Annotated in this window: 24 protein-coding genes; 9 read left to right on the top strand and 15 right to left on the bottom strand. The window is 73.3% G+C overall.

Annotated elements, in window-relative coordinates; genetic code table 11:
- Nucleotides 1-156: 156 nt before the first annotated feature.
- Nucleotides 157-2,238 (top strand): polymorphic toxin-type HINT domain-containing protein, encoded by a 2,082-nt coding sequence (locus DMH08_RS24595; RefSeq protein WP_125617986.1) that lies wholly within the window; start codon nt 157-159, stop codon nt 2,236-2,238.
- 10 nt (nt 2,239-2,248) lie between these two features.
- Nucleotides 2,249-2,524 carry a hypothetical protein gene (locus tag DMH08_RS24590; RefSeq protein ID WP_034516152.1) on the top strand — a complete coding sequence of 92 codons (276 nt, stop codon included), beginning with the start codon at nt 2,249-2,251 and terminating at the stop codon, nt 2,522-2,524.
- 3 nt (nt 2,525-2,527) lie between these two features.
- Here DMH08_RS24590 and DMH08_RS24585 read toward each other — a convergent pair whose 3' ends face one another.
- The 11 genes from DMH08_RS24585 to DMH08_RS24535 all read right to left on the bottom strand — a co-directional run bounded on the left by DMH08_RS24585 (nt 2,528) and on the right by DMH08_RS24535 (nt 15,110).
- Entirely contained in the window at nt 2,528-3,010 is a 483-nt protein-coding gene (locus DMH08_RS24585; RefSeq protein WP_026400608.1) for a nucleoside deaminase, read from the bottom strand.
- 35 nt (nt 3,011-3,045) lie between these two features.
- Nucleotides 3,046-4,056 carry a LacI family DNA-binding transcriptional regulator gene (locus tag DMH08_RS24580; protein WP_026400607.1) on the bottom strand — a complete coding sequence of 337 codons (1,011 nt, stop codon included), beginning with the start codon at nt 4,054-4,056 and terminating at the stop codon, nt 3,046-3,048.
- A 100-nt stretch (nt 4,057-4,156) separates the two neighbouring features.
- The gene (locus tag DMH08_RS24575) at nt 4,157-5,587 is read right to left on the bottom strand and encodes a GH1 family beta-glucosidase (RefSeq protein WP_199747983.1); all 1,431 of its coding nucleotides are present in this window, start codon (nt 5,585-5,587) and stop codon (nt 4,157-4,159) included.
- Nucleotides 5,584-6,474 carry a carbohydrate ABC transporter permease gene (locus tag DMH08_RS24570; RefSeq protein WP_084549725.1) on the bottom strand — a complete coding sequence of 297 codons (891 nt, stop codon included), beginning with the start codon at nt 6,472-6,474 and terminating at the stop codon, nt 5,584-5,586. The genes DMH08_RS24575 and DMH08_RS24570 overlap by 4 nt, the downstream gene beginning before the upstream one ends.
- Nucleotides 6,471-7,457, bottom strand: coding sequence for a carbohydrate ABC transporter permease (locus DMH08_RS24565; protein WP_026400604.1), 987 nt, complete (start codon nt 7,455-7,457; stop codon nt 6,471-6,473). Before DMH08_RS24565 ends, DMH08_RS24570 begins: the two co-directional genes overlap by 4 nt.
- A gap of 178 nt (nt 7,458-7,635) precedes the next feature.
- On the bottom strand, nt 7,636-8,931 hold the full coding sequence (locus DMH08_RS24560; protein ID WP_026400603.1) for an ABC transporter substrate-binding protein: 1,296 nt from the start codon (nt 8,929-8,931) through the stop codon (nt 7,636-7,638).
- A 173-nt stretch (nt 8,932-9,104) separates the two neighbouring features.
- Nucleotides 9,105-10,208, bottom strand: coding sequence for a LacI family DNA-binding transcriptional regulator (locus DMH08_RS24555; RefSeq protein WP_084549723.1), 1,104 nt, complete (start codon nt 10,206-10,208; stop codon nt 9,105-9,107).
- Nucleotides 10,209-10,218: 10 nt separating this feature from the next.
- On the bottom strand, nt 10,219-11,856 hold the full coding sequence (locus tag DMH08_RS24550) for a glycoside hydrolase family 13 protein (RefSeq protein ID WP_026400602.1): 1,638 nt from the start codon (nt 11,854-11,856) through the stop codon (nt 10,219-10,221).
- A 58-nt stretch (nt 11,857-11,914) separates the two neighbouring features.
- Nucleotides 11,915-12,745: a carbohydrate ABC transporter permease gene (locus DMH08_RS24545; protein WP_026400601.1), complete on the bottom strand. Its 831-nt coding sequence runs from the start codon at nt 12,743-12,745 to the stop codon at nt 11,915-11,917.
- Entirely contained in the window at nt 12,742-13,800 is a 1,059-nt protein-coding gene (locus DMH08_RS24540) for a carbohydrate ABC transporter permease (RefSeq protein WP_125617984.1), read from the bottom strand. Before DMH08_RS24540 ends, DMH08_RS24545 begins: the two co-directional genes overlap by 4 nt.
- 5 nt (nt 13,801-13,805) lie before the next feature.
- Nucleotides 13,806-15,110, bottom strand: a complete 1,305-nt coding sequence (locus tag DMH08_RS24535) for an ABC transporter substrate-binding protein (protein WP_125617982.1) — start codon at nt 15,108-15,110, stop codon at nt 13,806-13,808.
- 209 nt (nt 15,111-15,319) lie between these two features.
- Here DMH08_RS24535 and DMH08_RS24530 point away from each other — a divergent pair, with 209 nt between their 5' ends.
- The 4 genes from DMH08_RS24530 to DMH08_RS24515 all read left to right on the top strand — a co-directional run bounded on the left by DMH08_RS24530 (nt 15,320) and on the right by DMH08_RS24515 (nt 18,669).
- Nucleotides 15,320-16,006 (top strand): nucleotidyltransferase domain-containing protein, encoded by a 687-nt coding sequence (locus tag DMH08_RS24530; RefSeq protein ID WP_233617778.1) that lies wholly within the window; start codon nt 15,320-15,322, stop codon nt 16,004-16,006.
- On the top strand, nt 16,000-16,764 hold the full coding sequence (locus DMH08_RS24525) for a nucleotidyltransferase domain-containing protein (RefSeq protein WP_026400598.1): 765 nt from the start codon (nt 16,000-16,002) through the stop codon (nt 16,762-16,764). The genes DMH08_RS24530 and DMH08_RS24525 overlap by 7 nt, the downstream gene beginning before the upstream one ends.
- An 85-nt stretch (nt 16,765-16,849) precedes the next feature.
- Entirely contained in the window at nt 16,850-17,641 is a 792-nt protein-coding gene (locus DMH08_RS24520; protein WP_125617978.1) for an SAM-dependent methyltransferase, read from the top strand.
- A 59-nt stretch (nt 17,642-17,700) separates the two neighbouring features.
- Entirely contained in the window at nt 17,701-18,669 is a 969-nt protein-coding gene (locus DMH08_RS24515; protein ID WP_125617976.1) for an alpha/beta hydrolase, read from the top strand.
- A gap of 22 nt (nt 18,670-18,691) precedes the next feature.
- Here DMH08_RS24515 and DMH08_RS24510 read toward each other — a convergent pair whose 3' ends face one another.
- On the bottom strand, nt 18,692-19,300 hold the full coding sequence (locus DMH08_RS24510; protein WP_034516145.1) for a TetR/AcrR family transcriptional regulator: 609 nt from the start codon (nt 19,298-19,300) through the stop codon (nt 18,692-18,694).
- An 83-nt stretch (nt 19,301-19,383) separates the two neighbouring features.
- Here DMH08_RS24510 and DMH08_RS24505 point away from each other — a divergent pair, with 83 nt between their 5' ends.
- On the top strand, nt 19,384-20,382 hold the full coding sequence (locus tag DMH08_RS24505) for an oxygenase MpaB family protein (protein WP_026400595.1): 999 nt from the start codon (nt 19,384-19,386) through the stop codon (nt 20,380-20,382).
- 28 nt (nt 20,383-20,410) lie between these two features.
- A complete protein-coding gene (locus DMH08_RS24500) occupies nt 20,411-20,974 on the top strand; it encodes a DUF1349 domain-containing protein (protein ID WP_125617974.1) in 564 nt (187 codons plus the stop codon).
- On the opposite strand, the gene DMH08_RS24495 is transcribed toward DMH08_RS24500, so the two are convergent.
- Together DMH08_RS24495 and DMH08_RS24490 are read right to left on the bottom strand one after the other, a co-directional pair.
- Entirely contained in the window at nt 20,943-21,554 is a 612-nt protein-coding gene (locus DMH08_RS24495; RefSeq protein WP_125617973.1) for a hypothetical protein, read from the bottom strand. The two genes, DMH08_RS24500 and DMH08_RS24495, sit on opposite strands and share 32 nt — an antisense overlap.
- A 49-nt stretch (nt 21,555-21,603) precedes the next feature.
- Complete coding sequence (locus DMH08_RS24490; protein WP_125617971.1) at nt 21,604-21,819, bottom strand: hypothetical protein; 216 nt, start codon at nt 21,817-21,819, stop codon at nt 21,604-21,606.
- Here DMH08_RS24490 and DMH08_RS24485 point away from each other — a divergent pair.
- Nucleotides 21,818-22,687, top strand: a complete 870-nt coding sequence (locus tag DMH08_RS24485) for an alpha/beta fold hydrolase (RefSeq protein WP_125617970.1) — start codon at nt 21,818-21,820, stop codon at nt 22,685-22,687. The genes DMH08_RS24490 and DMH08_RS24485 overlap by 2 nt on opposite strands.
- A gap of 34 nt (nt 22,688-22,721) precedes the next feature.
- Here the strand turns inward: DMH08_RS24485 and DMH08_RS40300 are convergent.
- Nucleotides 22,722-23,211: hypothetical protein (locus DMH08_RS40300; RefSeq protein WP_158642385.1), on the bottom strand; the 490-nt coding region annotated here is incomplete at its 5' end.

Here is a 23,211-nt window from a genome sequence, read left to right as displayed (position 1 = left end):
CCGGACCACGACGAGGCAAGGCCCGCCGGGGAAAACCCCCGCATTGACGACACCCCGCCACCCTCACCCGCCAAGTCCCCACCGCCCTCCGGTCCGGCGTCCTGGCCTTTCCAAGGGGCGCCGCCGCTGCCGTCTGCGGGGGGCGGGGGGCGGCCCGTGCCGGGGCAGGTGCCGATGCGGCTGGTGCCGCAGTTGCGGATGCTGGGGACGGCGCAGCGGGCGCTGCTGCTCGGCACGGTCGCGGCGCTGGTCATGGTGCTGGCGGCCGGTCTGACGGTCGCGGTCGTCGTCGACCGCTCCGGCGCGACCATCGCCGCTCGGGACCTGCGCCCCTTCGAGCAGGCCCTCGCCGACCTCTCCCAGGCCCCCGGCCTGCGCTACCGGACCGACGCCGCCGCCGGGACGCCGCAGGACATCACGGTCACCGCGTCCGGGGACAAGTTCGGCACCGCCGGTTCGGACGCGGACGGCGGCGAACCGAACGTCCTGCAGGTCTCCGGGAAGACGTTCACGCGCGGCGGGTCCGGCGCGGCCGGGGGCACCGGATCGTCCGAGGGATGGACGATCGGGGCCGAGGGCGCCGCCGGGCGGATCGCCGAGGTGCTCGACGGCACCCCGGCACCGCCGGTGCTGGCGGACGACCTGTCCCGGGCGCTGCGGAAGGCGGGCGACGTGCCGCAGCCCGAGGACTCTGCGTCGGCCGCCGTGGACGGCAAGCCCGCGAAGGCCGTCAACACCCCGGCGGGACGGCTGCTCATCACCCGGCAGGCACCGCACCGGGTGCTGCGCCTGGAACCCGTCGACGGGCCCGCGCGGAAGGAGCCGGTCAGGAGCGGGGTGCTGCCCGCCGCGGCGCCCCTGGACGGCGGGTCCGGCGGATTCGACCTCGCCCCGGTCACCGGGGCCGAGGCCACCGAGATGTACGACACGCTGGAGAAGCAGGTCGGGCGGCTGGAGAACGCGACCGACGCGGGCATCACCTTCACGCTCGGCGCGTCGGGGAGCGTCAACTGCGGGTCCGGGGGCTGCACGGCCAACAAGAGCTTCACCGGCACCCTCACCAGCGCGGCCCGGGCCCGCATCGCCGGCGGCAACGTCACCGCCGTGATGACCGCGACGTTCTCCATCGACGGGCGGTCCGCCGGCCGGTGCACCAGCGACAGCCGCACCTTCCCGGTCGCCGGCGGCGGCGTGTCCGGCACCCTGAGCTGCTCCAACCCGGGCGCCGGGGCGGTGTTCACCTCGGTCAACGCGCAGCACCGCGCGCGGGCCATGGCGCAGTCGAGAGCCCAGGGCGGCCGGCCGGTCAGGTACCGCATCCCCTTCCGCGCCAACACGGTGATCAGCGCCCGCGCGCTGGCCGCGGTCGAGGTGAAGCGGCTCGTCGAACGCGTGAACCTGGACCGGGACCTCGCCAAGTGCACCGGGACGAACAGCTTCGTCCCCGGCACGCGGGTCCTCATGGCGGACGGCCGCACGAAGGCCATCGAGGACGTGCGCATCGGCGACGCCGTCCTCGCCGCGGACCCGGAGACCGGGGAGACCGGCCCCGGGGCCGTCGTGGCCACCCCCGCGAGCGGCGGACCCAAGGACCTGGTCCGCATCACCACCGCCGCCGGGCCCGGAACCGAGGCCGGGACCGTCGTCGCCACCGCCGCCCACCCCTTCCGGGTCGCCGGCGGCCCCGGCCGGTGGGTCGACGCCGGCGCGCTGAAGCCCGGCATGCGGCTGCGCACCGGCACCGGCGCGGACGTCCGGGTCGCCGCCGTCGAGCACCGGACCGTCCGCGACCGGCGCGTCCACAACCTCACCGTCGCGGGCGCCCACACCTACCACGTCCGGACGGGCGGCGCGCACGTGCTCGTGCACAACGCGAACTGCTTCAACATGATCCCCTGGGGGAACGGCGCGATGAGGTCGCCCGCCGGGCTGGTCTACCGCCCGGGATCGCGGCACGGCCACCGGCTGCGGCACATCCAGGCCCACGGCGACCGCGCCCCGGTCGACCCGTCGAAGACGGTGCACACCCGCTTCAACACGCACGGCCGGGAGCTGTTCCGGCTGATGGACGACGCCTGGAACGCCAGGGCGTCCGGCACGAAGACGACGCGGAACGGCACCGACGAGTACGTGGTCCCGATGAACCGGGTGGTCGGCACCCAGGGCGAGAAAGCCGTGCGGATCATCGTGGAAGAGGGCACCGGTAATATCCTCACGGCCCACCCGGTGCCGTTCTGAGGGAGGCGCGTTGGCCGACGAGTACCTCTGCGGCAACTGCCGGGCCGGACTCGTCCGGCGGTACCGCGTGAAACGGACCGGGGTGCCGGTCTGGGTCTGCGAGGAATGCGACGCGATCTGGTTCCGCCGCGACCGGACCGGCCGCGGCAGGAGCCTCGGGACGCCGGACGCGGAGATGGACGAGATCCTCGCGCCGCCCGACGGCAACCTGCTCCAGATCGTCGAACCCTACGTCGACGCGGACTCCGTCCCCGACTGGGAGCAGATCGAGCCCTTCGACGGGTAGCGCTCAGCCGCGGGCGCGGGCGTGCAGCTCGCGGACCTCGGCCTCCAGCGCGGCGACCGGGCCCTCGACGCGGACGCCCGGCGCCACCTCCCCGGCGGGAATCGGACGCACCGGCCCCGGCGGCAGCCCGCGCTCCGCGAGCCACCCGGTGAGCTGCGCGGACGACGCCGCGTACACGATCCGGCCGAGGCCCACCCAGCCGTGCGCCGCCGCGCACATCGGGCAGTGCTCCCCGGACGTGAACACGGTCGCGGCGGCCCGCTCGTCCGGCGCCATGTGCGCCGCCGCCCAGCGGGCCAGCTCGAACTCGGGGTGCCGGGTGCGGTCCCCGCCGGCGACCCGGTTGCGGTCCTCGGCCAGGACCTCGCCCGACCCCGAGACCAGCACCGAGCCGAACGGCTCGTCGCCGTCCGCGAGGGCCTCCGCGGCCAGCTCCACGCAGCGGCGCAGATGGGACATCTCTTCCGGAGTCGGTTCGTAGGCCATGCCGATGATCTTACGCGCGCCCGCGTCCGCCCAGGTCAGGCGCTGTCGCGCAGCACCAGATGCGGCTTCAGGATGACCACCGGCTCCGCGACCGTCTCGCCGCGGATCCGCGACACCAGCAGCCGCGCCATCTCCACGCCCATCTCCTCCAGCGACTGGTGGACGCTCGACAGCGGGGGATCGGCCAGCGGCGCGGCCGCCGAGTCGTCGAACCCGATCACCGCGACGTCGTCGGGGACCCGGCGGCCCATCCGGTGCAGCACCCGCAGCGCGCCCAGCGCCATCGGGTCGTCCGCGGCGAACACCGCGTCCAGCTCCGGCTCGCGCGCGAGCAGCTCCTCCGCGGCGGTGATGCCGCTCGCCTCCCCGAAGTCGCCGAACGCGACGCACTCGGGCAGCCCGGCTTCGGCGAGCGCGTCCCGGTAGCCGGTGAGCCGGTCGATGCCGGCGCCCATGTCCTGCGGGCCCGCGATCGTCGCGATCCGCCGCCGCCCGCCGCTGATCAGGTGCCCGACGGCCTCCCGCGCGCCGCTGCGGTTGTCGACGTCCACGTAGCTGACCGGCGACACCCCCGGCGGGCGGCCGCCGAGCACCGTCGGGACGCCCGCCGCCTCGAGCTTCGCGGGCAGCGGGTCCTCCGCGTGCAGCGACGTCAGCAGCACCCCGTCCACGTGCTGCGGGGTGAGGTAGTTCTCCAGCCGCGCGTACTCGGCGGGGGAGCGGGCCATGGCGAGCAGGAGCTGCAGGCCGGTGTCGGCGAGCCCGTTGCCGATCCCGCGGATGATCCCCGCGAAGTACGGCTCGCCGAACAGCCGCTGGTCGGACTCGGCCACCACCAGCGCCACCGTGTCGGTGCGGCGGGTGACGAGCGTGCGGGCCGCGCGGTTCGGCACGTACCCCAGCTCGTCGATCGCCGCCAGCACGGCCGCGCGGGCCTGCGCGCTGACCCGCGGCGAGCCGTTGATCACCCGGGAGACCGTGCCGCGGCCCACCCCGGCCCGCGCCGCGACCTCCTCCAATGTGGGCCGCGTGCTCCTGCCCGTCATCCGGCTCCCCCTCCGTCCAGTCCGATCGGACGGCCGGAACCGGCCGTCCGTGCGGGTCCGGCGCGCCGGACCCGTCGTTCGCGCCCCGAGTCCGGGGAGGTCAGCCGGACGCCCGTCCGGCCGGCCCGCCCCGCCGGATCACGTCCGCGTACCAGCGGGCGCTCGCCTTCGGAACGCGCCGCTGCGTGGCGTAGTCAACGTGCACCAGCCCGAAGCGCTTCGTGTAGCCCCAGGCCCACTCGAAATTATCCAGCAGCGACCACGTGAAGTAGCCCCGCAGCGGGACGCCTTCGGCGATCGCGTCGTGGCAGGCGCGCAGGTGCGCGTCGATGTACGCGATCCGCTCCGCGTCCTGGACCGTGCCATCGCCGTCCGGCGCCTCGTCGTAGCCCGCCCCGTTCTCGGTGATGTACAGCGGGACGGCCGGGTACTCGCGGTGCACCCGCGCCAGCACCTCGTACAGGCCGCGCTCGTCGATCTCCCAGCCCATCCCGGTCACCGGGCGTCCCCCCGGGACGAACCGGACGTGCTCGCTGCCGACCCACGGGGAGTACGTGGAGAACGGCGACGACGCCGTCTGCGCCGCCTCGCCCGGCGTCCCCGCGACCGTGTGCCGCGTGTAGTAGTTGATGCCGAGCTGGTCGAGCGGCCGGTGGATCGTCCGCAGGTCCTCGTCGGACGGGTCGAACCCGTGCTCGGCCGTGTCCGCGAGGACGTCCTCGGGGTAGCGGCCGAGCAGCAGCGGGTCCAGGAACAGCCGGTTCTGCAGGCCGTCGATCCGGCGGGCCGCGTCCACGTCCGCCTCGTGGTCGGTCGCGGGCGAGACCGCGTACAGGTTGACGGCCGCGCCGAACCGGTTGTCCGGGTGCTGCGCCCGCATCGCCTCCACCGCGAGCCCGTGCCCGAGCAGCATGTGGTGCGCCGCGAGCAGCGCCGCGGACGGCTCGCGGCGGCCGGGCGCGTGGTCCCCGGACGCGTAGCCGAGGAACGCGCCGCACCACGGCTCGTTCACCGTCATCCAGTTCCGCACCCGGTCGCCGAGCGCGCCGTGGACGTGCGCGGCGTACTCGGCGAACCGGTGCGCGGTCTCCCGCTCCGGCCAGCCGCCCGCGTCCTCCAGCGGCTGCGGGAGGTCCCAGTGGTACAGCGTCGGCCACGGCTCGACGCCCGCCTCCAGCAGCGCGTCCACGAGCCGCCGGTAGAAGTCGAGCCCCTCCCGGTTGGCGGGGCCCCCGCCGTCCGGCTGGACGCGCGGCCAGGAGATCGAGAACCGGTACGCGGTCAGCCCGAGGTCGGCCATCAGCGCGACGTCCTCGCGGAAGCGGTGGTAGTGGTCCACGGCCACGTCGCCGGTGTCGCCGTTCAGGACCTTGCCGGGCGTCCGGCAGAACGTGTCCCAGATGGACGGGCCGCGCCCGCCCTCGGCCGCGGCGCCCTCGATCTGGAAGGCGGCCGTGGCCGCGCCCCAGCGGAACCCGGTCGGGAACAGAGCGGCCGCGGCCGCACCGGTGTCGTCCTGTAGCGAGGTCACGCCTTCACAGCACCTTCCATGATTCCGCCGATGATCTGGCGGCCGAACACGATGAACACGACGAGCAGCGGCAGCACCGCCACGGAGGTCCCGGCGAACATGAGCGTGTAGTCGTCGAAGTAGGCGTTCGCCAGGTTGTTGATCGACAGCTGCACGGTGGGGTTGTCCGGGGCGAGCACCGCGAGCGGCCACATGAACTCGTTCCACGTCTGCATGAACGTGAGCAGGCCGAGCACCCCGGCCGCCGGGCGCAGCGCGGGCAGCACGACCCGCCAGTAGATGCCGAACGTGCTGCAGCCGTCGACGCGGGCCGCCTCGATCAGCTCGTCCGGGATGGCCTGGGACGCGTACTGCCGCATCATGAACACGCCGAACCCGGTGACCAGGAACGGCACGATGACCGCCTGCAGCTGGTTCTGCCACCCCAGCTCCACCATGATCATGTAGAGCGGGATGATGCCCATCTGGACCGGGATCATCATCGTCGCGATGATGATCAGCAGCAGCGCGTTCTTGCCCTTGAAGCGCAGCTTGGCGAACGCGAACCCGGCGAGGGACGCGAAGAACACCGTCGAGACCGTCACCACGGTGGAGGCGATCGCGGAGTTCAGCAGGCCCTGCGCGAAGTAGGCGTCGGGGTTGTCGAACAGCCGCCCGACGTTGTCGCCGGCCTCGCCGCCGGGCAGCAGCGGCGGCGGCACGGCGGAGACGACGTCGTTGGTGCGCGTCGCGACGACGATCATCCAGTAGATCGGGAACAGCGACAGGGCGACCGCGACGATCAGCGCCACATAGGTGAGCGGGCTGGCCTCCCAGAGTCCGCGCAGCCGCCCGCTCGGACGGGCGTGCTTGCCGGGCTGCCCGGGGCCCGCGAGGAGGGTCGTCACTTGGTGCCTCCCGTGCGTCGCACGATCAGGAAGTTGATCAGGGAGAACACGATGATCATCATGAACAGCGCCCAGGCGACCGCGGCGCCGTAGCCGTACCGGTCCGAGCCGAAGGCGTTGTCGTACATGTACATCGTGATCGTCTGGAACTGGTGCAGCGCGCCGCCGTCCATGTTGTTCGGGGTCCGGACGCTGAACAGCACGGGCTCGGTGAAGAGCTGCAGGCCGCCGATCGTCGAGATGATCACCGTGAAGATGATCGTCGGGCGCAGCATCGGCACCGTGATCTGCCAGAACTGGCGGAGCCGGGACGCGCCGTCGATCGCGGCCGCCTCGTAGAGGTCGCGCGGGATGGACTGCATGGCGGCCAGGTAGATCAGCGCGTTGTAGCCGATCCAGCGCCAGTTGACCATCGCGGCGATCGCGACCCAGGACCAGCCGCGGCTGGCGCTCCAGTCGATCGGGTCGACGCCGACCAGGCCGAGCGCCCAGTTGATCATGCCCCAGTCGGTGTCGAACATCTGGGTGAACACGATCGACACGGCAGCCGTCGAGGTGACCAGCGGCGCCACCATCCCGATCCGGAACAGCGTGGGCATCCGGATCCGCCTGTTCAGCGCGTTCGCGATGAACAGGGCGATGAGGAGCTGCGGGACCGTCGCGAGCACGAAGATCCCGAGGGTGTTGACCGTCGCGTGCCAGAAGTCGGCGTCGGTCAGCAGGTAGTCGTAGTTGTCGAGGCCGACCCATTCGCGGGTGCCCGAGGCGAGGCCCCAGTCGTGCAGCGACACCCACAGCGTGAAGCCGAGCGGGAACAGGCCGAAGATCAGGAAGACGATGTAGAAGGGCGAGATGAAGGCGTAGGGAGCGGCCTTCACGTCGAGTTTGGCCAGCCGGCCCCGCCAGGTCGGGCGTGGACGGCGGCCGGCGTCGCCCGGCGCGGGCCGGGAGGGTTTCCGGCCGGCGCGCAGATCGGTGGTCATGCGCCTCCTTTCGGGGGCGGCTCCGCCCGGGGAGGGGCCGGGGCGGAGATCTGGGACATGAGTGAGGCGGTGGCGCCGCACGGGAGGTGAGGCACGGCGCCACCGCCTGGCCAGTGGGAAGGGGGACGAGGGGGGTTCGGCCGTCCGGCGCGACGCGGAGGTCAGCGCCGGACCGGCGTCACCGGGCGGACTTCTCCGCCTCCTCGACGGACTTGCTCCACGCCTCGCCGGCCGGGACCTTGCCCTGCCCGACGCTGATCAGGACGTTCTCCACGGCCTGCCGCACGTCCTCGTTCTTCGGGCCGAGGTAGACGGGCTTGGCCTGCGCCACCATCTCGCCGAAGATCTGGCCGACCGGGGCGTCGTTGAAGTACGGGTCCTTGGCGTCCGCCACCGCCGGGTCCTTCGCGGCCTGCGGCGAGGACGGGAAGACGTTCGCGGCCTTGAACGCGCCGATCTGGCCCTCGGGCGAGGTCAGGAACTTGGCGAGCTCGGCGGCCTCCTTCGCGTGGTCGGTCTGCTTCGGCACGGCCAGCCACGAGCCGCCCCAGTAGCCGCTGCCGCCCGGCACCTTGGCGACGTCCCACTTGCCCTCGCCGAAGTCACCGGAGAACTCCTTGATGCCCCCGAGCATCCAGGACGGGCACGGCACGGTCGCGAACGTGTCGCGCTTCAGGGCGGTCTGCCACGGCGGCGTGAAGATCGACATGTCGGCGGTGAGCTTGTTCTGCTCGAACTTCAGCGCCGTGTCGAACGAGGACTTCACCGCCGGGTTGGTGGCGAAGACCAGGTTGTTCTCCTTGTCGAAGTAGCTGTGGCCGGGGCCCGCGCCGGCCTGCTGCAGGACGGTGACGCGCCAGATGGCCGTCGGGCCGTCCAGCCACTTGGTGTCCTTCACCTTCGACTGGAAGTCCTGGCCGACCTTGAGGTACTCGTCCCAGGTGGGCCACAGCTCCGAGACCTCGTCGCGCTCGGTCGGCAGCCCGGCCTTCTCGAACAGGTCCGTGCGGTAGCACATGGCGAGCGCGCCGACGTCGGTGCCGAGGCCGACGAGCTGCTTGCCGTCCGGGGAGACGCCGGCCTGCCACTTCCACGACACGAAGTTCTGCTCGAGCTCCTTGCCGCCGTGGTCGAAGAGGTTGACGAACTTGTTCGCCTGCTGCATGTAGAGGGGCAGGATGCCCTCCTCCAGCATGACGACGTCGCCCGCACCGCTTCCGGTCGCCATCCACTGCTGGATGCGCGGCTTGAAGTCGTCCAGGCTGGACACCTTGCGCTGCTTGATCGTGACGTTCGGGTGGGACGCCTCGTACTGCTTGTACAGCTCTTCGTAGCCCGGCTCGCCGAAGACGTCGACGGTCAGCTCGACCTTGCCGTCGCCGCCGGAGTCGTCGCCGCCGCAGGCGACGGCGAGGCCGCCGACGAGCAACGCGGCCACCGCCGTGCTCAGTCCGCGCCGCATGCTGGCCCTCATCGCGGACCCCTTCCCGTTGTGATGTACCTCGTGTGTGGGAGCGCTCCCACGAAGCAAAGACGGTGACCCCGGTCACTGTCAACGTCCGAGACTGAACCGTTATCGGCGCGGGCCCGGCCGCCCGCCCCCCGAACGCCGGGTCCGGCGCCGCCCGCGCCGGCCCGACGGGCCGCCTAACCTTCGGGAACGGGCTGGTGGACGGCCCCGCGGACGGCCTCCGGCGCGGGCTCGGCCGCCGGTCCGGGGACCGCCGCCCGCCGGGCCGCGGGCGCGGGCGCCGTCGAGCGGCGCACGACCAGTTCCGGCCGGTACAGCAGCTCGGTGCGCGGCGCGCGGTCGCCGCCGATCTCGCCGAGCACCGTGCTCACCGCCGCCATCGACATCTCCCGCACCGACTGCCGGACGGTGGTCAGCGGCGGGTCCAGGTAGGCCGTCAGCAGCGAGTCGTCCATGCCGGTGACCGACACGTCCTCGGGCACCCGCAGGCCGCGCGCCCGCGCGGCCCGGATCGCGCCCAGCGCCATGATGTCGTTGCCGCCGCAGATCGCCGTGCAGCCCTCGTCCAGCAGCCGGGCCGCCGCGGCCTGCCCGCCCTCCACCGTGTACATGGTGTTGACGACCAGCGCGTCGACCTCGTCCGCCGGCAGGCCGGTGTGCGCGGCCATCCCGCGCCGGAACCCCTCGGTCTTGCGCCGCGTCGGGACGTACACGTCCTGCCCGATCGCCAGCCCGATCCGGCGGTGGCCCATCGCGGCGAGGTGCCCGACCGCCGCCTCCATCGAGGCGACGTCGTCGTTGGAGATGAACGGCGCGTCGATGTCGTCGCGGTACCCGTTCACCAGGACGATCGGCAGCGCCTTCTCCAGCAGCCGCGCGTACCGCGCCCGGTCGGAGTTGGCGTTGGCGTGCAGGCCGTTGACGAAGATGATCCCGGCGACGCCGCGCTCCAGCAGCATCTCGATGTAGTCGTCCTCGGCGACGCCGCCCGGCGCCTGCGAGCACAGCACCGCCATGTACCCGTGCCGGGCCAGCGCGCTCTCGATGACCTCGGCGAACGCGGGGAAGATCGGGTTGGTCAGCTCCGGGATGATCAGCCCGATCAGCCCGGCCCGGTGCTGGCGCAGCCGGGCCGGGCGCTCGTAGCCGAGCACGTCCAGGGCGGTCAGCACCGCCTGGCGCGTGGTCGGGGACACGCCCGGCTTGCCGTTCAGCACCCGGCTCACCGTCGCCTCGCTCACTCCGGCGTGGGCCGCGATGTCAGCCAGGCGTGTCGTCATGGGTCTCAAGTTAGCGCTCCTCGATGTCCCACCACAGCGCGGTGTCCGGGGGGAGTTCGGCCTCCGCGCCGCCGACCCGGACGGGTCCGCTGGCCAGCAGCGGCGCGCCCGGGGCGGGGACGCGGACCGTCCGGCCGGACGTGTTGACCGTGCAGCCGAACGCGCGCCCGCCGCCGGGCTCGTCCCGGACGAACGACAGCGTGCCGGCGGGGCCGTCGAGCCAGCGGAGGCGGCCGTCGCCGAGCGCCGGGTGCTCGCGGCGGACGCGCAGCGCGTCCCGGTAGAGGGCGAGCATCGAGTCCGCGTCGGCCTCCTGCGCGGCGACGGTGAGGGAGTGCCAGGACGGCGGGATCGGCAGCCACGAGGACTCGCCGGAGCCGAAGCCGAACGGCGGCTCGTCCCCGGCCCACGGCATCGGCACCCGGCAGCCGTCCCGGCCCTGGCCCTCGCCGCGGAGCCGCTGCGGGTCCTGGAGGAACTCCTCCGGCAGGTCGAGGACCTCGGGGAGGCCCAGCTCCTCGCCCTGGTAGACGTACGCGGAGCCGGGCAGCGCGAGGGTGAGCAGCGCCGCGGCGCGGGCCCGGCGGAGCCCCGTCTCGCCGCCGCCGTACCGGGTGACGTGCCGCTTCACGTCGTGGTTCGACAGCACCCAGGTCGCGGGCGCGCCGACGGCCTCGGCGGTGCGCAGCGACTCGTCCACGACCTCCCGCAGCGCGGCCGCGTCCCACGGCGCCGTCAGGTAGTGGAAGTTGAACGCCTGGTGGAGTTCGTCCGGACGGGTGTAGGCGGCGAGGCGCTCGGGGGTCGGGGCCCACGCCTCGGCGACCGCGATGCGCTCGCCGCCGTAGGAGTCGAGCAGCCGCCGCCACGCGCGGTGGATGTCGTGCACCGGGTCCTGGTCGAAGTACGGCAGGACGGCCGTGCCGAGCATCTCGACCTGGTTCGGGTGGCCGACGTCGGGCAGCCCGGGGGCCTTCGCCATGCCGTGCGCGACGTCGATGCGGAAGCCGTCCACGCCGAGGTCGAGCCAGAACTTCAGGATGTCGGCGAACTCCGCGTGGACCTCGGGGTTCTCCCAGTTCAGGTCGGGCTGCTCGGACGCGAACAGGTGCAGGTACCACTGCCCGTCGGGGACCCGCGTCCAGGCGGGGCCGCCGAACACCGACTCCCAGTCGTTGGGCGGTTCGGCGCCGTCCGGGCCGCGGCCGTCCCGGAAGACGTACCGGGCGCGCTCGGGCGAACCGGGCTCGGCGCCGAGGGCGGCCCGGAACCAGGCGTGCCGGTCGGAGGTGTGGTTCGGCACGACGTCGACGATGATCCGCAGGTTGTGCGCGTGCGCGTCGGCGATCAGCGCGCGGGCGTCGTCGAGGGTGCCGAACAGCGGGTCGACGTCCCGGTAGTCGGCGACGTCGTAGCCGAAGTCGGCCATGGGGGAGACGTAGAACGGGGTGAGCCACAGCGCGTCCACGCCGAGCGCGGCCAGGTAGGGCAGCCGGTTCCGGACGCCCGGGAGGTCGCCGACGCCGTCGCCGTCGGCGTCGGCGAAGCTGCGCACGTACACCTGGTAGATGACGGCGTCCCGCCACCAGCGTGCGGCGTTCTCGGCGCCGTCCCGGGGCGCGGGGACGGCGAGGGTGTGCTGCGTCATGAACGTCCTTCGTGTCGGGAGCGAGGTCGGTCTGTCACGGTCGTCCCGTGACCGGTCTTCACTTGACGCCGCCGGCGGTGAGCCCGGCGACGATCCGGCGCTGGAAGACCAGCACGACGACGATGAGCGGGACGGTCACGATGACGCCCGCCGCCATCTGGGTGCCGAACGGCTGGTCGAAGCCGGACACGCCGGTGAACTTCGAGATCGCCACCGTGGCGGTCTGCATGTCCTTCTCGTTCACCATCGACAGCGCGATGAGGAATTCGTTCCACGCGGCGATGAACGTCAGGATCGCCGTGGTGAACACCCCGGGCGCCGCCAGCGGGACGATGATCTTGCGGAACGCCTGGCCGCGCGTGCAGCCGTCCACCATGGCCGCCTGCTCCAGCTCGAACGGGAGCTGCCGGAAGAACGCGGTCAGCAGCCAGATCGACAGCGGCAGCGCGAAGCCGAGGCTCGGCACGATCATCGCCTGGTAGGTGTTGATCCAACCGATGTCGGTGAAGAGTTTCAGCAACGGAACGAGCTGGGAGATTCCGGGGAACATCGTCGTCGCGATGATGAGCCCGAGCAGCGCGTTCTTGAACCGGAACCGCAGCCGGGCCAGGGCGTACGCGGTGAACACGCCGACGATCAGGGTGAGCACGGTGGTGCAGCCGGCCACGACGACGCTGTTGAGCAGCGCCCGGCCGAACCCGTTGTCGCCGCGGAACACCGCGGAGAAGTTCTCGACCGACCAGCGCGTCGGGACGATCGAGTTGTCGAACTGGTCCTGCGGGCGGCGGAACGCCGAGATCGTCATCCAGTAGAACGGCGCGAGGCAGTAGACGGCCACGGCCGCGATGCCGGCGTACGACAGGATCCGCCGGGTCCGGGAGCCGGTCATGGGGCCACCGCCTTCTCGTCCGGGCCCGCCGTCCGCCGGGCCGCCTTCGGGCCGGGTCTCCTCCGCCGCTTCTCCCGGCGGGTCCGCTCGCGGGCCTCGCCGATGATGTCGGCGCCGAGCAGCTTCACGAACAGGTACGCGATCAGGGCGATGTAGGCGAACAGGATCGTCGCGTACGCCGCCGCCGACCCGTACCGCAGGTTGGACGCCTCGAACCAGGCGATCATCGTGAGCGTCTCCACCGAGTCCTGGTTGACGCCGATGAGGACGGCCGGGAGGTCGAACATGCGCAGCACGTCCAGCATCCGGAACAGCACCGCGACCAGCAGCGCCGGCTTCACCAGCGGCAGCGTGATGCTGCGGAACTGCTGCAGCGCGCCCGCGCCGTCCACGCGGGCCGCCTCGTAGACGTCCCGGGGGATCATCTGCAGGCCCGCGAGCACCAGCAGCCCGATGAACGGCGACGTCTTCCACACCTCGGCGATGATCACCGCGAGCTTGGCGGGGAAACCGTCGGCGGTCCACAGGATCTGCTGCCGCAGGACCGCGTTCGCGGCGCCGTCCGCCTGGAAGATCCACCGCCACAGCAGGCCGGAGATCGCGGTGGGGATCGCCCACGGCACCAGGATGCTGGCGCGGACGAACGCGCGCCCGCGGAACGCCTGGTGCATGATCAGCGCCATCCCGACGCCGATCACGGTCTCCAGGACCACGGTCGTGAACGTGAAGAACGTCGTGTTGCCGAACGCGTTCCAGAAGGCGTCGGCCGCGTCGCCGCCGAAGACCGCGGTGTAGTTGTCGAAGCCGACGAAGCGCGTCCCCTCGACGACGAAGCCGTCCTCGTCCAGGCCCTCGCCGCGCGCGAACAGCGACTCGCGGAACCCGGCCAGCACCGGGTAGCCGATGACCAGGGCCAGCACGAGCAGGGTGGGGGACAGCAGCAGCGCGGCGAGCCGCCGCTCGGCGCGGGCGGCGCCGCCGCGGGCCTTGCGCGTGCGCGGCGGAGCCGCCGCGGCGTGCGCCGCGGCGGACCGCTCGTCGTGCGTCGTGGTCATGCGGGTCACTGCCGCGCGGTGAGCGTCTCGAGCTTGCCCTGCAGGTCGGCGAGGGCCTTGTCGACCGGCGCGTCACCGGTGACGGCCGAGTACCCGGCCTCCTGGATCGCCGCGGTCACGTCGCCGTACTTGACCGCGACGGGACGCGGCGTGGCGTTCTCGATCGCGGACTTCAGCACCGGCAGGTACGGGAACTTCTTCACCAGCTCGGGGTCGTCGTAGAGCGCGGCGATGGTCGGGGCCTGCGAGGTGGCCAGCAGGTTGTCGCGCTGCGCCTGCGCTCCGGTGAGGTAGCGGATGAAGTCGAGGCCGGTCGCCTTGTTCTTCGCGAACGCGGAGACCGCGAGGTTGTGCCCGCCGAGGTTGGAGACGCCCGGGCCGTCCGGTCCGGGCAGCGGCGCGACGGCGAACTTCCCGGCGACCTTCGACGAGCCGTCGTCCTCGTTCGCCAGCGAGTACTGGTAGGGCCACTGCCGCTGGAACACCAGCTTGCCGTCCTGGAAGTAGCGGCGCCCGCCCTCGGTGTCGAGCGTGATCGCCGACTTCGGCATCCGGCCGTCGGCGTACGCCTTCACCAGGAACTCCAGGCCCTGCTTCGCCTGCGGGGTGTTCACCGCGGGCTCGCCGTCCGGGCCGATGAGCGCGCCGCCCGCGCTCCCGACGGCCTCCACCATCGAGATCGTCATGCTCTCGCTCTTGTTGACCTCGGTGAAGAAGCAGTCGATGTCCTTCGCCTCGTCGAGGTCCTCGACCTTCTCGCAGGCGTCCCACATCTGCTGGTACGTCTTCGGCGGCTCGGAGATCCCGGCCTTCTCCAGCAGGTCCTCGCGGTAGTACAGCATCCCCGCGTCGGACGTCGACGGCACGGCGTACAGCCGGTCGCGGTACTGCCCCGTCTTGATCGTCGCGGGCAGCATCCTCGACAGGTCGATCTTGTCCTCGGGCAGCTCGGTCAGCCACCGGTTGGCCGCGAACTCCGCCGTCCAGACGACGTCGAGGTTGAGCACCGTGTACGCGTCCGACTTGGTCGTCGCGTTCTGGATCATCTGCTGGCGCTGCTCGTTCGGCTCGTCCGGCAGCTCGATGATCCGCACCTTCTCGTCCGGGTGCTCGGCGTTCCAGCCGTCCACCTGCTTCTGCAGGTTGCCGGAGCGGTCCTTGCCGGTGACGAACGTGATCGGGCCGCGGCCCTGCAGGTCGGCCGCCGAGGTGCCGGACGAGCCGTCGCCGTCGTCGCCGCCGCAGCCGGCCAGCGAGAGCGCGAGGACGGCGCCGACGACCGCGCCGCCGATCCGGGGGATGCGCCGCATGGGGTCCTCCATTCGCGAGACGGGCCGTGCCGGCCGCCGTCCCGCCGTTCCGTGGATGGGGGGATTGATCGGGGACATTAGCAACGGGTTTCATGAGCGTAAATAGCTTGCAGAAAGTTTCAGCAAGCTCGTGTCCGATCTGTAACCGGCTTGCAGGGGCCGCCGGAAACGGGTCGACGCGGCGCGCCCGTTGCGCCAGGCTTCGTCCGGTGAGCACCGACCTGCGGCTCGTCCGCGACCACACGATCCTGTCCGTGGTGACCGGCTCGCGCGCGTACGGCCTCGCCACCGGCGCCAGCGACGTCGACCGGCGCGGCGTGTTCGTCGCGCCCGCGCCGCTGTACTGGCGTTTCGACAAGCCGCCCACCCACCTGGACGGCCCCCTGCCCGAGCAGTTCTCCTGGGAGCTCGAACGGTTCTGCGAGCTGGCGCTGGCCGCGAACCCGACCGTCCTGGAGTGCCTCTGGTCGCCGCTCGTCGAGCGCGTCACCCCGATCGGCGAGGAGCTGCTGGCCGTCCGCACGGCCTTCCTGTCGCGCCGCGCGCACCGCACGTTCCTCCGCTACGCCGACAGCCAGTTCCGCAAGTCGCAAGGCGACTTGCGCAAGGGCGGCGAACCGAACTGGAAGCACGTGATGCACATGCTGCGCCTGCTGGACAGCGGCCTGCACCTCGTCCGCACCGGCGTGCCGCGCGTCGAGGTCGGCGACCTGCGCGACCGCCTCCTCGCCGTCAAGCGGGGCGAGCTGCCGTGGGACGAGGTCGACGCGTGGCGCGCCGAACTGACGTCCCGCATGGCGGGCGCCCTCGACGCGAGCCCGCTGCCCGACCTCCCCGACCGCGACCGCGTCGAAGACCTCGTCGTCTCCGTCCGCCGAAGGAGCCTCGCATGGTGAACCTCCCCGACGGCCTGCTCGACCGCTTCACCGCCGAGCACCCCTACCCCCGCGCGTTCCTCACGATCAGCGGATCGCACATCTACGGCTTCGCGTCCCGCGACTCCGACGTCGACCTGCGCGGCGTCCACCTGCTGCCCCTCGACGAGGTCATCGGCCTGTACACCGGACGGCAGCAGTGCACGGAGCAGTGGGAGCACGGCGGCGTCGAGGCCGACATCGTCACCTACGACCTCGCGAAGTTCTGCGGCATGCTGCTGAAGCCGAACGGCCACGCGCTCGAGCAGCTCGCCTCGCCCCTCGTCGTCGAGACGTCGCCGCTGCACGCCGAGCTGCGCGGGCACCTCCCGGGCCTGCTCACCTCCCGGCACGCGGGCCACTACCTCGGGTTCGCGCGGAGCCAGTGGCGCATGTTCGAGAACCGCGACGAGCTCAAGCCCCTGCTCTACGTGTTCCGGACGCTCCTCACGGGCGTGCACCTCATGCGCGCGGGCGAGCTCGAGACCGACCTGACGAAGCTGCTCGGCGACGCGCCGCCGTACGTGCCCGACCTCGTCGCCGCCAAGCGCGACGCCGAGCACGCGGGCCTCCCGCCCGGCGCGCCCGACCGGTCCGTCCTGCGCTCCGACGTCGACGCCCTCACCGCGCTGCTGGAGGAGGAGCGCGACCGCAGCGCCCTTCCCGAGCGGCCGAAGGCGGGCCGGGCGCTGCACGACCTGGTCGTCCGGACCCGCCTGGACGGGCTATACCACAGCTGAACCTTCCGGTGGGGTTGCGACACCGCCGACCAGGGGATCTTCCTTCGCGGACGGCACGGGGGAGCCGTCCGCGAAGGGAGCCGTCATGACCGTGGCCAGCCCGTCCTGGGCCGATCTGCGCGAGCCCGCGGACGCCGCCGCCCGCGCCGGCTCGCTGCTCGACGTCCTGCGCGCGGAGCTGCCGCCGGACCGTCCCGTCACCGTGTGGAACGCGTCCTGCGGGGACGGCGGCCTCGCCCGGTGGCTCGCGCCCCGGCTGCGCGGCCCGCAGCACTGGATCCTGCAGGACGCCGATCCCGCCGCCCTCGCCCGCGCCGCCGGACGGACCTACGCGTGCGCCGACGGGACCCCCGCCACCGTCGAGACGCGCGCGGGCGACCTCGCCGACCTGCGGGCGGCCGACGTCGTGGGCGCGTCCGTCCTCGCCGCCTGCCACCTGCTGCACCGGCTCACCGCGGCCGAGGTCGACGCGCTCGCGGGCGCCGCGTGCCGTCCCGCGCTGCTCACCCTGACCCCGATCGGCCGCGTCCGGCTCGACCCGGCCGACCCCCTCGACACCGAGTTCGCCGCCGCGGCCGACGCCCACCGCCGCCGCGGCGGCCTGCTCGGGACGGACGCCGCGTTCGCCGCCGCCGACGCGTTCGCCCGCCGCGGCGCGACCGTCCACACCCGGTCGAGCCCGTGGCGGCTGGGGCCCGCCCGCTCCGTGCTGATCGCCCGGTGGCTGCGCGACCGGGTCGCCGACGCCGTCGAGCACCGCCCGGCGCTCGCCGCCGACGCCCCCGCCTACCTGCGCCGCCGCCTCGCCGACTGCGCCAACGGCGACCTCGCCGTGGAGGTCCGGCACCTCGACCTGCTGGCGCTGCCCGCCCGCTGACCCACTTGTAACCGGGCGCTTACTTGGGTAGCCTGCCGCCGGACCGGCGGGAGGTACGGATGGCGATCGCACCGGTGGTGGAGGAGCGGCCCGGCTGCGGGCGGGGCGCACGGCTGCTCGGCGCGCTGATGCGCCGGTTCGTGCGGCCGTTCGTCGCACGGCTGCCCTGGACGCCGCTCACCCTCCGGTTCGCCGGACTGATCGAGCTCGCGGGCACCCTCCTGCCCGCGCCGCGCGGCACGGAGGTCGTCCCGGTGCGGGGCCTCGGCTGCGCCGCCGAGCAGATCCGGGGCCGCGGGGTGCCCGCCGACCCCCGGCGCGTGATCCTCTACTTCCACGGCGGCGGGTTCGTCGCCTGCGGCCTGCGCACCCACCGGCGGATGATCGCCCGGATCTCCCAGGCGGCCGGCATACCGGTCCTCTCGGTCGCCTACCGCATGCAGCCGAAGGTGCCCATCGCGACGTCCATCCGCGACTGCGTCGACGCCTACCGGTGGCTGCTCGACCGCGGCGTCGACCCCGGGAGCATCGTGATCGCCGGCGACTCGGCGGGCGGCTACCTCGCGTTCGCCGCCGCCCTGCACGCCCGCCGCGACGGGCTGCCCCGCCCGGCCGGGATCGCCGGCCTGTCGCCGTTCCTCGACCTCGACCTCGAGGCGCGGATCGCGCACGCCAACGAGCCCCTCGACCCGTTCATCCCCGCGCGCCGCCTCGCCGACATGGTGCGGACCGTCTTCCCGGACGTCGAGCCGACCGACCCGCTGCTGTGCCCGCTGCACGCCGACCTCCGCGAGCTGCCGCCCGTCCTGATCCAGGTCGGCTCCATCGAGGTGCTGTGCTGCGACGCGCACCTGATGGCCGAGCGCCTCGGCGCCGCCGGCGTCCCGTGCACGCTGCAGATCTGGGAGGGGCAGATGCACGTCTTCCAGGTCTTCGCCGACCTCTCCCGCGAGGGCCACGCCGCCATCGCCGAGGTCGGCCGGTTCGCCCGCCGCGCCACGTCCCCGGAGGCGGCGCGCGCCGCCTGACGCCGGCCGGCGCCGTCCGGCGTCACCGCGCGAGGCGCTCCACGGCCTTCGCGTGCAGGGCCGTCGCCAGCTCGGCCGCCGCGTCGACGACCGCGTCGAGGTCGCCGCCGAGCCGCCCGTCCGCCCACTGCCGGGCCAGCTCGATCATGGCGCCGGTGAACATGGTCGCCGCGATCACCACGGTCGGGTCCTCGCGCGGGCCCATCGCCACCAGCCCGTCCAGCAGCGCGGTCTCCGCCGCCCGCCGCCGCGCGGCCAGCGCGTCGTTGCCGGGCACCTCGGCGAACAGGACGCGCCCCCGCCGCGGGTCGTCGCTGATGAACCGGAGCACGTTGCGGACGCCCGCGCGGGTGCGGGCCTCCGCGTCCGGGCCGGCCTCCTCCACCGCGCGCGCCAGCACGTCCCCGAGCGCCTCGGCCTGCCGGTCGTAGACCGCCGCGAGCAGCTCGCCGGTGTCGGCGAAGTTCTCGTAGAAGTACCGCGTGTGGAGCGCGGCCTCCCGGCACACGGCGCGAACGCTCAGCCCCGCCTCGCCGTCCGCGCCGAACAGGACGAACGCGGCCCGCACGAGCATGTCGCGGCGCTCGTCCCTGCGCCTGGACGCGGGGACGCCCGCCCACCGGGTCGTCATGGCAGCACGCTACCAAGTCTGGACACGGGCGTAACCGGACACTTATTCTGGCTACAGACGTATCCAGAATGGAGCCCCCCGGCATGCCGAGCAACCTCATCGCCGCCAAGTTCGAGCAGGCGTTCGACGCCGACATCCGCGCGAAGTTCTTCAAGGGCCTCGACTTCGCCGGCCCCGAAGGGGACCCCGGCTGGTTCGGGCCCGGCAGTGCCGTCTGGTACGTGCACTCCCACCTGCCGACCCTCATCCTGGGCCTGGTCGGCGCCGCCTACATCGAGGGCCTCGACCCGAGCATCTCCTGGATGGCCTACGACCACTCGCGCATCCCCGAGCGGGACAAGAACGGCATCCCGACGGGGAACATCGACGTCCACGGCGCGACCGTCCGGCTCGGCCACTCCGTGTCGTTCTTCATCGGGACCGCCTACGGCTCCACCGAGACGGCCGAGCGCCTCGCCCGCACCGTCCGCGCCATGCACCACACCGTCAAGGGCACCCGCCCCGACGGGCTGGCCTACGACGCCGACGACCCCGAATGGCTCCGGTGGAACTACGCCACCGTCGTCTGGGGCCTCGCGACCGCCCACGAGCGCTACCACCGGCGCCCCCTGCGCGACATCGACCGCTACTACCGCGAGTTCGTCCGGGTCGGCGAGGCCCTCGGCGGCACCGACCTGCCCGCCACCAAGGCCGAGACCCTCGAATGCCTCGAGTCCTACCTCCCGCGCCTCGCCGTCACCCCGATCAAGGCGTTCCAGACCGGCCCGAACCTCCGCGGCGGCGAGGCCAAGCCGTGGGAGCCGGGCAGCCCGTTCATGGACTGGGCCGCCCGCGACATGCTCCCCGAGTGGGCGCGCAAGCTGGTGCTCCACCGCTCCCCGAACCCGCTCGCCCTCCGCGCCCGCCGCGCCGCCCTGTGGGCCGCGATCAACGGGCTGCACGAGGCCACCGGCCCCATCCGCGAGTACCGCGAGGCCGAGGCGCGGGTGGCGAAGGGCGTCACCGCCGCGCCCGTCGAGTCCACCGCGCCCGCCGCGCCCGACCCCGTCCTCACCCGCGAGGAGGTCGAGGCGATGGCCTGACGCCGGAGCCTCGGCTAGCGTTCCGGGAATGATCGATGGTGCATGGCTCAACCCCCCGGTCGAGGCCGCCGAGGACGGCCGCGGGCTGCGCGTGACGGCCGCGCGGGGCAGCGACTTCTGGCGGACGACCTCGTACGGCTACGACCGGGACGGCGGGCACGCCCTCCTCGCGCCCTTCGGCCCCGAAGCCGCGGTCGAGGTGTCGTTCGTCGCCGACTACGACCGGCAGTTCGACCAGGCGGGGCTGCTCGTCCGGATCGACGAGGCGACCTGGATCAAGGCCGGGCTCGAGTACTGCGACGGGGCGATGCAGCTCGGCGCGGTCGTCACCGCGGGGCTGTCGGACTGGTCGTCGGCGCCCGTCGACTGGGCGGGCCGCGAGGTGACGGTCCGCGCGAGCCGCAGCGGCGACGCCGTCACCGTGCGGGCCCGCGCGGGCGGCGAGCCGTGGCGGATGATCCGCCTCGCGCCCTTCCCCGCGGGCGTTCCGGCCCGCGCGGGCCTCTACTGCTGCGCCCCCGAACGCGCCGGCCTGACCGTCCGCTTCACCGGCGCCGCCTTCACCGCCCCGGACGAGGCCCTGCACCCCTAGCGGCGGGGCGGGCGGCGAGCGCGACCGACACCAGGATCACCAGACCGGCGCCCGCTATGACCTGAAGCTCTCCCGTGGCGGACATGTCGGACTTCGAGCCGGCTACCGGCGCGAGCCGTCCGCGCCGGTCGAGCACGACCGGGATGACGTCGCCGGGCTCGCGGCCGTCGCAGGCGCTGTCCATCGCCCGCTCGATCGGGGTGCCGTCGGTCCGGCGCAGCGTGCAGTGGTGCTGGGGGAAACCGCGGCCTTTCGTCGTCCAGGTCCGGTCCACGACCGCGTCGATATCGGTCCCGACCCGGAGCAGCGCGATGTCCCGCGCGGCGGAGGCGCCCACCACGTACATGAGGAACAGGGCCAGCATGCCGCAGCCGAGCGGCACGCCCGAGAACCGGAACGACCGCCCGCTCGCGTAGAGGTAGCCCAGCGCCCAGGCGTTGGCGATCATCCCGAGCACGGCCGCGATCGCCGAAGCCGTCGTCCCCCACCACAGGCGGGCCGCGTAGACCAGCACCAGCCCCAGGAGCGTCCCGCCGACCAGGAGGCCGCCGCGCAGCAGGACGGGACGAGCGGACCGCACGCGGGACCTCCATGAAGGGAGAAATCGGGCAGGCCGATTCTAAGAGGTCCTAGAGGACGAAGCGGGTGTGGTCGTAGCGGTACTCCCGCGACGCCCGCCGCGCCGCGGCGATCCACGCCCGGTCGCCGCCCGGGGTGGGGCGCGAGATCGGCCCGGCGGTGTCGAACCAGCACGCGAAGGCGCACCGCGTCCGGCCGGAAAAGGCGCGGCGAATCGGGGGCGCGCCACGATGAGTTTCCGGCGCGGGCGGAGTCGGTACGGGCATGGAGACGCAGACACTTCAGACGCCCGGGGCCGACCTCGTCTACGACGTCCGCGGTCCGCTGCCGCCCGCGGACGGGCGTCCGCCGCTCGTCATGATCGGCCACCCCATGGACGCCGCCGGCTTCGCCACCCTGGCGGCCCTCTTCCCCGAGCGCACCGTGGTCACCTACGACCCGCGCGGCCTGGGCCGCAGCGTCCGCAAGGACGGCCGGGACGACCACGCGGCGGACATCCAGGCCGCGGACTTGCACGCCCTCATCGAGGCGCTCGGCGCGGGCCCGATCGAGATGTTCGCCAGCAGCGGCGGCGCGGTGACCGCGCTCGCCCTCGTGACGGCCCACCCCGGCGACGTGGCGACCCTGGTGGCGCACGAGCCGCCGCTCCTGTCGGTGGTGCCCGACGCCGAGGCCGCCGAGCGCGCGCGGGCGGGCATCCGGGACGCCTACCAGGCCAAGGGCTGGGGCGCCGGGATGGCGGCGTTCATCGCGATGACGTCCTGGCGGGGCGAGTTCACCGAGGAGTACTTCGCGCAGCCCGTGCCGGACCCGGCCGCGTTCGGGATGCCGGCCGAGGACGACGGCTCCCGCGACGACCCGCTCCTGTCCGACCGGTCCTGGGCGGTCAGCGGCTACCGGCCCGAAGCCGCGGCGCTGGCCGCCGCGCCGACCCGGATCGTCATCGCCGTCGGCGAGGAGTCGGACGGCGTCTTCACCGGGCGCTCCGCGGTGGCGACGGCCGAACTGCTCGGTCGGCGGGCGACGGTGTTCCCGAGCCACCACGGCGGCTTCCTCGGCGGCGAGTTCGGCCAGACGGGCAAGCCGGAGGAGTTCGCCCGCAAGCTGCACGAGGTCCTCGACACCGCCCGCTGACGGCCCCCTCACCCGCGCGGACCCGTATGAGGGGTTATTTGCGGCGGAGCTTGCCGGCCGCCTCGACCTTCCGCTCTCCGGCCGGAGGGTAGACGGCGTCGAGCCTGCCGTCGTCGCGGAGGCTCAGGCGGACGTCGCCGCCGTCGCAGTCGGGCTTGTCGGCGGGGAACGTGGTGTCCAGCGTCAGGATCCCCTCCCGGTAGGAGACCGTGACGAACGAGCCGGTGCACTTTCCGTCCCGGTAGGTCGCCTTGCCGCCCTGCTCGCCTTTCCTGAGGACGAACTTCGCCTTCCAGCCGCCCTCCTTCTCGCCCTTCTCCGTGATCTTTCCGGTCCAGGTCCCGGCGAGATCGGCGGGGATCGGCGGCGGGGGCTCGGGGGCGTCGTCGGGCGACAGGAAAGCGCCGTAGACGCCGACCGCCAGCACCCCGAACCAGAACGTGGCGGCGAGGCCCGCGCATCCGAGGGCGAAGCGGGAGTCCGGACCGAGCTTGGAGCGCGCAGCGCGGGGCGGCGGCGGGGGG

The sequence above is a fragment of the Actinomadura sp. WAC 06369 genome, from assembly GCF_003947565.1.
GTDB lineage: Bacteria > Actinomycetota > Actinomycetes > Streptosporangiales > Streptosporangiaceae > Spirillospora > Spirillospora rifamycini.
Note: the sequence above shows the minus strand (reverse complement) of the source record. Positions and strands in the feature narration are given on the sequence as shown.